The sequence below is a fragment of the Mucilaginibacter polytrichastri genome, assembly GCF_001911425.1.
Classification (GTDB): Bacteria; Bacteroidota; Bacteroidia; order Sphingobacteriales; family Sphingobacteriaceae; genus Mucilaginibacter; species Mucilaginibacter polytrichastri.
In genome coordinates, this window is record NZ_MPPL01000001.1 from 972,858 (window position 1) to 982,120 (window position 9,263).

Annotated in this window: 11 protein-coding genes; 4 read left to right on the plus strand and 7 right to left on the minus strand. The window is 41.5% G+C overall.

All coding sequences use genetic code 11. From position 1 onward, the window contains the following. Position 1 precedes the first annotated feature (1 nt). Complete coding sequence (locus RG47T_RS04410; protein WP_074488303.1) at positions 2–1,099, minus strand: LptF/LptG family permease; 1,098 nt, start codon at positions 1,097–1,099, stop codon at positions 2–4. Between the two features lies 1 nt (position 1,100). Then, positions 1,101–2,231, minus strand: coding sequence for a tRNA guanosine(34) transglycosylase Tgt (gene tgt / locus RG47T_RS04415; protein ID WP_074488304.1), 1,131 nt, complete (start codon positions 2,229–2,231; stop codon positions 1,101–1,103). 176 nt (positions 2,232–2,407) lie between these two features. On the opposite strand from tgt, the gene RG47T_RS04420 reads away from it, so the two are divergent. The 3 genes from RG47T_RS04420 to rsmG are packed head-to-tail and all read left to right on the plus strand — an operon-like array spanning position 2,408 to position 4,681. Further along, positions 2,408–3,469 carry a glycosyltransferase gene (locus tag RG47T_RS04420; RefSeq protein ID WP_074488305.1) on the plus strand — a complete coding sequence of 354 codons (1,062 nt, stop codon included), beginning with the start codon at positions 2,408–2,410 and terminating at the stop codon, positions 3,467–3,469. Continuing rightward, complete coding sequence (locus tag RG47T_RS04425; protein ID WP_074488306.1) at positions 3,460–4,065, plus strand: RNA polymerase sigma factor; 606 nt, start codon at positions 3,460–3,462, stop codon at positions 4,063–4,065. Before RG47T_RS04420 ends, RG47T_RS04425 begins: the two co-directional genes overlap by 10 nt. After that, positions 4,055–4,681 carry a 16S rRNA (guanine(527)-N(7))-methyltransferase RsmG gene (gene rsmG / locus RG47T_RS04430; protein WP_074488307.1) on the plus strand — a complete coding sequence of 209 codons (627 nt, stop codon included), beginning with the start codon at positions 4,055–4,057 and terminating at the stop codon, positions 4,679–4,681. The genes RG47T_RS04425 and rsmG overlap by 11 nt, the downstream gene beginning before the upstream one ends. Positions 4,682–4,903: 222 nt before the next feature. On the opposite strand, the gene RG47T_RS04435 is transcribed toward rsmG, so the two are convergent. Next, a complete protein-coding gene (locus RG47T_RS04435; RefSeq protein ID WP_074488308.1) occupies positions 4,904–5,266 on the minus strand; it encodes a BlaI/MecI/CopY family transcriptional regulator in 363 nt (120 codons plus the stop codon). A gap of 209 nt (positions 5,267–5,475) precedes the next feature. Here RG47T_RS04435 and dprA point away from each other — a divergent pair, with 209 nt between their 5' ends. Beyond that, entirely contained in the window at positions 5,476–6,573 is a 1,098-nt protein-coding gene (dprA, locus tag RG47T_RS04440; RefSeq protein WP_074493131.1) for a DNA-processing protein DprA, read from the plus strand. A 3-nt stretch (positions 6,574–6,576) separates the two neighbouring features. Here the strand turns inward: dprA and RG47T_RS04445 are convergent, their stop codons facing one another. Genes RG47T_RS04445 through rfaE2 form a run of 4 tightly spaced genes read right to left on the minus strand, consistent with a single transcriptional unit; the run spans position 6,577 to position 9,193 of the window. Beyond that, positions 6,577–7,050 (minus strand): SixA phosphatase family protein, encoded by a 474-nt coding sequence (locus RG47T_RS04445; RefSeq protein ID WP_074488309.1) that lies wholly within the window; start codon positions 7,048–7,050, stop codon positions 6,577–6,579. 9 nt (positions 7,051–7,059) lie between these two features. Further along, positions 7,060–7,686: a porin family protein gene (locus tag RG47T_RS04450; protein WP_074488310.1), complete on the minus strand. Its 627-nt coding sequence runs from the start codon at positions 7,684–7,686 to the stop codon at positions 7,060–7,062. 10 nt (positions 7,687–7,696) lie between these two features. Next, positions 7,697–8,677 (minus strand): glycosyltransferase family 9 protein, encoded by a 981-nt coding sequence (locus RG47T_RS04455; RefSeq protein WP_074488311.1) that lies wholly within the window; start codon positions 8,675–8,677, stop codon positions 7,697–7,699. 15 nt (positions 8,678–8,692) lie between these two features. Then, positions 8,693–9,193 carry a D-glycero-beta-D-manno-heptose 1-phosphate adenylyltransferase gene (gene rfaE2, locus RG47T_RS04460; RefSeq protein WP_074488312.1) on the minus strand — a complete coding sequence of 167 codons (501 nt, stop codon included), beginning with the start codon at positions 9,191–9,193 and terminating at the stop codon, positions 8,693–8,695. Positions 9,194–9,263 lie beyond the last annotated feature (70 nt).

The window sequence follows — 9,263 nt, forward strand, 5'->3', positions numbered from 1 at the left end:
TTTATTTGGGTGCTTTACGCAGCAGATAGTACCCCAGGGCACCAAAGCTTACGTTAGGAATAAACACAGCAATTAGCGGTGGTAACCCTCCCTTGGTAGAAAACACAGTAGCAAAACGATCTACAATAATATAGGCAAAGCATAAAAATATACCTATACCCAATGGCAAACCAATGCCCCCGCGTACCTTACGTGAGGAGATAGAAACACCGATAAGTGTGAGTACATATGATGATAAAGGGTATACAAACCGGCGATATTTTTCGAACAGCATATCGGTTAAAACACCTGTACCACGGGTTTTTTCGCGTTTTATATTCTTGTTAAGCTCTGTCATAGACATGGCCCGGTATACGTTATCATGAATCTCAAAATCATCCGGCCGCATATCCAAAACGGTATCTTTTTTAAACCCGCTGTACAGTTTTTCTTTCAGGCCGTTAACCCTGCGTACGCTATAATCCTGCATGGTCCAGATATGCTTTAGCGAATCGTATGAGATACGGTTAGCTACCAGCTTCTCTTTCATTTCGTCGCCGTTAAACTTCTCTAAAACAAAGTTATAGCCCACATGCTGGGTGTTATTGTACTCTTGCAGGTAAATAAAGGTCTCTTTGTCCAGCTGCATGTGTACTTCACTTTTTGTAGGGTCAACCTCATTAAAGTATACGTTTTCGAAGGTTACATCCAGCTTATTGGTGTAGGGTATAAGAAAGATGTTAGCAAAGAAGAACACAATAAATATGAGTGTAGACGATATAAAATAAGGCCTTAAAAAACGGTTAAAGCTGGCTTTACCACTCAGTATGGGCACAATTTCTGTTTGATTGGCCATTTTTGCCGTAAAAAATATCACCGCTAGGAAATTAATAAGCGGCAGCAGCAGGTTGGTATAAAAAGGTAAATACCCCGCATAGTATTGAAATACAATGGCATGCAGCGGCGCGTTGTGCTTCAGGAAGTTATCCAGGTGTTCAGATACGTCGAAAACAACGATGATCACCATAAAAAGAACAATGGTAAATATAAAAGTACCCAAGTATTTGCCGATGATATAACGGTCAATAACCTTTAGATAACGCTCCAATAAGCCTTTCATGCTATAATCTTTGTGCTAAACGCTTAACCATGATGTTTTTCCAGTCGTAAAACTCGCCCGAAATAATTTTTTCGCGAGCTGTAGTAACCAGCCATAAATAAAAATGCAAGTTATGCAAAGTGGCTATCTGTGCACCAAGTATTTCTTTAGAAGTCATTAAATGGCGTAAATAACCCTTGCTGTATTCCCTGTCAGACCATAGATCGCTATCTGCTTCAATTGGCGAAAAATCGTTTTTCCACTTCTCGTTACGCATATTCAGGATGCCATCTTTAGTAAAAAGCATGCCATTGCGTGCGTTGCGGGTGGGCATTACACAATCAAACATGTCAATACCCAGGGCAATGTTCTCTAAAATGTTAACCGGTGTGCCCACTCCCATTAAATAACGCGGTTTATCGGTTGGTAATATATTGCATACCAATTCTGTCATGGCGTACATTTCTTCGGCCGGCTCACCTACAGACAGGCCGCCAATAGCGTTACCCTCGCGCTCAAAGGATGCAATTACCTCTGCAGATTTCACGCGAAGATCCTTATATACAGACCCTTGCACAATAGGGAAGAAGGTTTGGTTGTAGCCGTATTTGGGTTCGGTGGTATCAAAACGGTCGCAGCAGCGTTTAAGCCAGCGGTGTGTCATTTCGATAGAGCGCCGCGCATAATTGTATTCGCAGGGGTAGGGTGTACACTCATCAAAGGCCATAATAATATCGCCGCCAATGGTGCGCTGGGTATCAATCGCATTTTCTGGCGTAAACAAATGTTTAGAGCCATCAATATGTGAGCGAAAAGTTACGCCTTCCTCCTTAATTTTGCGCACATCCGACAAAGAATACACCTGGTAACCGCCGCTATCCGTCAGAATTGGGCGATCCCAGCCAATAAATTTATGTAGTCCGCCAGCCTTTTCAAGCGTATCGAGGCCGGGCCGAAGGTATAAATGATAGGTATTGCCCAGTATAATCTGTGCTTTAATATCATCCCTTAATTCGTGCTGGTGTACTGCTTTTACAGTGCCCGCAGTGCCTACAGGCATAAATATGGGCGTTTTTATGGTTCCGTGATCGGTGGTTATCTCGCCTGCACGGGCTTTTGATAACGGATCTTGAGCTGTTAAATTAAATTTCATTATAAGGTTACAAAAATAGCATTTTCAACCTTTTAATCGGGCCTCATTAAATTTCACTTCTTCCGGGTTATATTCAGGCTTTTTTAACATTTTTGCCACATATTTTCTTTTCTGATTTGGATATACAAATACAAGGGGCATTACTAGGATTATTGATCATCTGTTTCATTATTCAGATGGTTTATCTGCTAGCCTGTCAAAATAAATTAAACAGCTACAAGCAGCTAACAGAGCTGCCCGGAGCCGTTATTCCTGTTTCGGTAATTATAAGCGCACGCAACGAGGCCGAAAACTTAACTAAATATTTGCCGAATATATTGGAGCAGCAACACCCCGAATTTGAGGTTGTTGTGGTAAATGATTGCTCGGTAGATGGCTCGGATGTTATTTTAGATGCGTTTCAGGCTAAATACCCGCACCTTAAAATTGTAAACGTCACCGAGAGCCGCAAGTTTAAAACCGGTAAAAAGTTTGCTGTAACCATGGGGATTAAAGCCGCAAAATATGCGCAGTTGCTATTTACAGATGCTGATTGCCAACCCGCTTCAGCGCATTGGATAACCCGAATGGCCGCCAACTTCGAGAATCCTGAAACGGAAATTATATTGGGCTATTCACCCTATTATAAAACCGGCGGGCTTTTAAATTCGCTTATCAGGTTTGAAACCATTAAAACAGCCGTAAACTATCTGTCGGCCGCGTTAAGGGGTAATGCTTATATGGGCGTTGGGCGCAATATGGGTTACCGTAAAGAATTGTTTTTCAAGGTGAAAGGCTTTGCATCGCACATGCATATCATGTCTGGTGATGACGATTTGTTTGTAAATGCAAATGCTACTAAATATAATACGGTGATAGAAATGCATCCCGAATCATTTACATTCAGTGAGCCTAAAACCAGTTTTGGTGCCTGGTTTAAACAAAAAAAACGCCACATGGGGGCTGGGAAGCTATATAAGGGAAAACATAAAAGGATGTTAGGGGCTGATGCGCTTAGCGGGTTGCTTTTTTATGCTTTGTTTTTTGCGTGCCTGGCAGGTAAACCGCTTATGTATGTGGCAATCAGCTTATTCATTTTTAGGTGGGTGGCACAAATATTGGTTTACAGAAAACAATTTACTACTTTACAAGGTAAAGACTTTATATGGTATTTGCCTTTAGCCGACACTTTATACTATTTTTATGTAAATATTTTTGGTTTGGTTGGCACATTAAAAAAAACTAACCAGTGGAAGTAAACACTAATTTCACCGAGAACGCAAAAAATGACTTTCAGCTTGTGCTTAAGGCGCGGGAGGGAGACCAGAAGGCATACGCCAGTTTGATGCAGCGTTATAAAGATTCTATTTACTTTATGGCGCTCAAAATGGTTAATAATAAGGAAGATGCGATGGACCTCACCGTGGAAACTTTTGCCAAAGCCTTTGATAAACTGGATAAATACCAGCCCGATTTTGCCTTCAGTACCTGGTTGTTTAGGGTGGCCACTAATAATTGCATCGATTTTATCCGTAAAAAGAAACTCAACACCATGAGTTTACACGGTATGGTGGATGATGATGGCGATGAACGCCCGATGCAGATTAAAACGGATGACCTTAATCCGGAAGAGTTTTCTATCAAAAAACAACAAACACAGGAACTTAAAGCACTGGTTGACAGCTTGCCGCAACGTTACCGTAACCTTATTACTCTGCGCTATTTTGATGAACTGAGTTACGAAGAAATATCTGTACAGTTAAGTTTGCCGCTGGGTACTGTTAAAGCACAACTTTTTAGAGCCAAATACCTGTTAGGTAATATTATAAACCGTCGCAATAGAAATGACATCTGAGCTAATCTTCCAATATTTTCCCGATCTGACCGCTAAGCAACAGCAGCAATTTTCGCAGCTACAGGCACTCTATGAGCATTGGAACAGCCAGATCAATGTGATTTCGCGCAAAGACATCGATCAGCTTTATGAGCGCCATGTATTGCATTCGCTGGGCATAGCCAAGGTAATCAGCTTTTTACCTGGTGAAACGGTTCTTGATGTAGGTACAGGAGGGGGCTTCCCGGGCATCCCGCTGGCGATCCTTTTCCCGGAGACTCAATTCTACCTGGTAGATTCTATCGGGAAGAAGATTAAAGTAGTGCAGGAGGTGGCTACTTCGCTCGGCTTAACCAATTTACGTGCGGCGCATATGCGTGCCGAGCAGTTTGAGGACCGTTTTGATTTCGTGGTCTCGCGCGCTGTAACGCGTTTAAAGGATTTTTATCCCTGGGTGAAAGATAAGTTTAACAAACAATCTAAGAATACGCTGCCAAACGGCATACTGTACCTCAAAGGGGGAGACCTCGTTGAAGAGATAGCCGAATCGCGCCTGGCGGTTAAGCGTTATGATTTAAAGAAATATTTCTCCGGCGAATTTTTTGAAACCAAACAGGTAATCTACGTTAAGGTTTAATTAATATATAGGATCACTATTTGATCCTATATATTGAATTCTATTTTTCTTGTCGCTCATTTCTTTGCGATATACTGCACCATAATATTATCAAATGTTTAGATCGCATCCTCAGGAGGTCTATTTTATGCTGTAGTAAAGCTAATTACAGCGTTTAATTAACATAAACGTTTAGATAGCTATATACAGCCATTTTAAATAGTGGCTGTATATATTTAGACTTTACTTCTTGCCCCGTTCTGAAAGCAGGATCAATTCGGCCAAATCTGTAATATTCAGTTTCTTTTCTTTGGCCAAGTAGGAGATAAGCTCCTTTACCGAATCATTAAAGAAAGTCTTCAACAGCTTATCAAAAGCCAGTTTCTTGTATTCTTCCTCATTAATCGTAGGGTAATATACATGCGATGTGCCGTAGGCCTTGTGTGCCACAAATCCCTTGCTCTCCATTACTCTTACCACGGTAGACACCGTAGTATAGGCTGGTTTTGGGTCGGGCATCCTGGCTAATATGTCTTTTACAATGCCTTCCTTTAATTGCCATAAGATTTGCATTACCTGCTCTTCGGCTTTGGTTAATTCCTTCATTTGGCCCAAAAATAGCAACTATATTCATAGTTTTAATGAACTATATCAATAGTTTCGTTACTATTTTCATAGTTCAAAATGCTCATTATGCTACTATTTCTATAGTTAAAGAACTATTAAAGTAGTTTAAAATGTTTTATATAACTTATTATGAGTTATTTAACTAAATAATTGCCTTTTAAATGTGGATTGAGTACATTGGAATTACTATGTCCCTTATCCACCAACTCGCTTTAACCTTTATTAAAAATATTGGCCCCGTACTGGCAAAATCAATGGTTGCTTATGCAGGCAGTGCAGAAAATGTATTCCTAATACACTCCTCGAAGCTCGAAAAGGTACCCGGAATAGCAGCTAAAACGATTAAGCAAATTGATTTTAAAGCAGCGTTATTAAGGGCAGAGCAGGAGGCGGCCTATGTAACGAAGCATAATATCGATGTGATCTTTTATACAGACGCGCGCTATCCTAAACGGCTAAGGGCTTGTAATGATGCACCGGTGTTGTTGTATGCCCAGGGGAAGGTGGATTTAAACCCACAGCGTGTTATTAGTATTGTAGGTACCCGCAAAGCTACAGCCTATGGCAAGGATCTTTGTAAGGAGCTGGTAGAAGAATTGCATACCTACGGAGCTTTAGTGGTAAGTGGCCTGGCTTATGGCATTGATGTGGCTGCTCATAAAGACAGTGTGCGGCTTAATGTTCCCACTGTGGGCGTATTGGGGCATGGGCTCGATCGGCTTTACCCGGCTGCACATCGCTCTATAGCTGATAAAATGCTGCTGAACGGAGGGTTGCTAACCGAATATCCGTCGGGCACGGCGCCGGATAGGGAGAATTTCCCTGCACGGAACAGGATAGTAGCTGGTATGGCCGATGCTACAGTTGTTATAGAGGCCGGAATAAAGGGCGGTGCGCTCATTACTGCCGAAATAGCTAACTCTTATAACCGCGATGTGTTTGCATTTCCTGGGCGCGTTAACGACGAATTTTCTGAAGGTTGTAATTATCTCATCAGGCATCATAAGGCCGGTTTGTTAACAAATGCCGCTGATCTGGCTTATGCGCTTGGCTGGGAAAAAGACGAACTGATACCTAAAAAGCCTAATCAATTGATGCTGGCTATGGACCTAACAGCAGATGAACGCCTGATTATGGATGTATTAGGCCAGACAAAATCTATAGCGATAGACGAGCTTACGTTAAAAATAGGTATGCCCGTGAGCCTGCTTACCATGAACCTTTTAAACCTCGAAATGCAGGGTTTTATACGTTCAATGCCCGGAAAAGCTTATTGCATTAGCTAAAGATCAATCAGGGTCGCTTACCCAGCTTATATCGCCGGTAACGGCTGATATTAAACCCCAGCTCTCTGTATCAAAATTAATAAGCACAGCGCCGCTGGTGGGCAGGCTGCAGTACTTCCCCGTAAGGTATGTGGTTATGGTACTCAAGCCCGGGTTGTGCCCTGTAAGGGCTATAAAATCAAATTGATCTGGCAATTGGTTGATGATCTGAAGCAGGGTTGGATCAGATGCTTCATAAACGGCTTCAATATAGCTGGCCTCATGTAGTTTGAGGTGCTCTGTAATGATCGAAGCAGTAGTTTTTGCACGTAACGCAGGGCTACTAAACACCGTTTGCGGTACCATATCTTTCGAAACAAGCCGTTTTGCCAACTCAAGGGCATCTTTTTCTCCTGAGTGTTTCAAAGGGCGTGCAAAGTCGCCGGTGTTGGTTTCGTGTGCGGCTTTGGCATGCCTTATCAGTAATAGCTTTTTCATGGTTATAAATTATTGAAATGCGTACCCCAGGCTAATGGTTAATAGTTTATTGCGGATTTTTGATGTGCCGGTATCTTTGAGTGGATAGGTAGAGATATCTTTAAAGCCGTATGCATACCTGATATCAAATAGTAAATGATTATTAAGCTCGAGCCCGGTAGTAAAATTAAGGCCTGTATCAAACCTTTGTAAATCTTTTGAACTCCCAAATTCTAATTTTTCTGACGATACACTATTGGGTGTCTCAAACTTATATTTGCCGCTGAGGGCCATCGCTGCATAGCCGCCGCCACCAAAATAATACATACCTAAACCAGGAAATTTAAACTTTTTTACAATATTAAGCGGCAAATCCAGGTAGGTGATATGGGGGGTTGTTGTAATGGCATCCTGCACAATCTCTACCCCTTTATTACTGACGCCAATGCCCGATTGCAGTGCAAACTGATGGGGTAGATTATAATTAACAAACCCACCGAAACTTAAAGTTTTTATTGAGTTAGTCTCTATAATGCTATTATCATTAATGGATTGATCTGCTATTCCGGCTCCAAACTTAATGCCGTAACCCCACTTTTGCTGGCTGTAAGCACTCATGGTTAAGGTTGTAAGTAAAAGAATTAAAATATATTTCATTCGGTTAAAATTATTCGGGAGTTGTAAGTTGATTGGCAAAATTGATTAGCGGTTCTTCTGGCATATTATTCATGCATTTAAAATGGCCCAGCGGGCATTGCGGCAAGCCGAATTTTGAGCATGGCCGGCATGGTAATTCAATGCCGGCCACCATTGCATTTTTTACATGGTAAGGTTGTACGCCCAGCAACTCGGGTACGGTGCCGCCCCATACAGATGCTATAGGTCTGTTAAAAGCCTCGGCAATGTGGGTTAGCCCGGTATCAAAACCAATAATGTTAATGGCATTGGCAACCAGGTAAACAGACTCATCCAATGTGGTGATACCGCAGGCATTGTAAGCTTTGCTACCCAGGGCATCGGCAATTATTTCGCCATTAGGCTTTACATCTTCGCCACCGAGTAATAAAACAGGGTGATTGATGCCCCTGCAAATGCGAATGATCTTTTCATTCGGCATGCGCTTGGTAAAATGTGTTGCGCCAATAACAAAAGCCACATAGCCGGACTGATGACTCACAGGTAATAATTCTGCCAGTTGGTGTTGCTTCTTAATGTAATAATCTATTGGCAGCCCGTCATTGGTTATACCTAAAAACTTAACAGCCTTTAAATACCGGTCTACCAAATGAGTGGGTTCAATCAGCTTTAAATTAAATTTAAGGCTTAGCCATTTACGGATGCGCTGCTTATCATAAGTGAATGATTTAATACCCGTACGCAGTTTAATAATAGAAGTACGCAGGTTATTATGCAGGTCGATGATGTAATCGTATTGTTCTTGCTTAATATCGGCAATGGTATCGCTCAAGCGTTCTTTAAGCAGCAGCAACTTATCCAGGTGCGGGTTGGCATCGTAGATATACTTAAAGGCTGGTTTGGTTAAAAAATGAATTTCGGCATCCGGCAGCTGCTGTTTCAGGCAACGCACCACAGGGGTGGTATAAATAATATCGCCCATTGAGCTAAACCGGATCACCAGTATCTTCATATTTTAATTAAGAATTCAGGATTTTTGGCCCCTGATTTTGTTAATGATGGAGGTAGAAGAATATCCATCTACAAAATTAATAGTTTTTACTTCACCGCCATTAGCCATTACCTCGTTTGCACCCACAATATTTTCGATAGTGTAGTCGCCGCCCTTAACTAATACATCGGGCATTACAGCATTGATGAGGTTGGCTGGCGTGTCTTCGTCAAAAATTACGATGGCATCAACAAAAAAGAAGGCACTTAACAATAACGCCCGGCTATCCTGGTGATTTACCGGGCGGCTTTCGCCTTTTAACCTTTTAACCGATGCATCAGCATTTAAGCCGATAATGAGTTTATTACCCAATTCTGCCGCTTGCGCCAGGTAGGTAATATGGCCGGTATGTATTAAATCAAAAACGCCGTTAGTAAATACCAGCTTTTGGCCTTCGGCTTTCCATAGGGCAACCTGGTGTTGTAAGGCAGGTAAGGTATAAATTTTGTTAACTAAAGTATTTTCGATATTGAGCATTGTAAAGTAAATATTTAATCTGTATTAGTTAAATCTCTTATTAATAATTATATATGTAATTATTAATAAA

Bases quoted from the DNA above. Each gene is read 5' to 3' on its own strand.
- tgt (WP_074488304.1), bottom strand. From the start codon at position 2,231: ATGAAATTTAATTTAACAGCTCAAGATCCGTTATCAAAAGCCCGTGCA.
- RG47T_RS04435 (WP_074488308.1), bottom strand. From the start codon at position 5,266: ATGAAGGAATTAACCAAAGCCGAAGAGCAGGTAATGCAAATCTTATGG.
- RG47T_RS04455 (WP_074488311.1), bottom strand. From the start codon at position 8,677: ATGAAGATACTGGTGATCCGGTTTAGCTCAATGGGCGATATTATTTAT.
- RG47T_RS04420 (WP_074488305.1), top strand. From the start codon at position 2,408: ATGGTTTATCTGCTAGCCTGTCAAAATAAATTAAACAGCTACAAGCAG.
- RG47T_RS04450 (WP_074488310.1), bottom strand. From the start codon at position 7,686: ATGAAATATATTTTAATTCTTTTACTTACAACCTTAACCATGAGTGCT.
- dprA (WP_074493131.1), top strand. From the start codon at position 5,476: ATGTCCCTTATCCACCAACTCGCTTTAACCTTTATTAAAAATATTGGC.
- rsmG (WP_074488307.1), top strand. From the start codon at position 4,055: ATGACATCTGAGCTAATCTTCCAATATTTTCCCGATCTGACCGCTAAG.
- rfaE2 (WP_074488312.1), bottom strand. From the start codon at position 9,193: ATGCTCAATATCGAAAATACTTTAGTTAACAAAATTTATACCTTACCT.
- RG47T_RS04445 (WP_074488309.1), bottom strand. From the start codon at position 7,050: ATGAAAAAGCTATTACTGATAAGGCATGCCAAAGCCGCACACGAAACC.
- RG47T_RS04410 (WP_074488303.1), bottom strand. From the start codon at position 1,099: ATGAAAGGCTTATTGGAGCGTTATCTAAAGGTTATTGACCGTTATATC.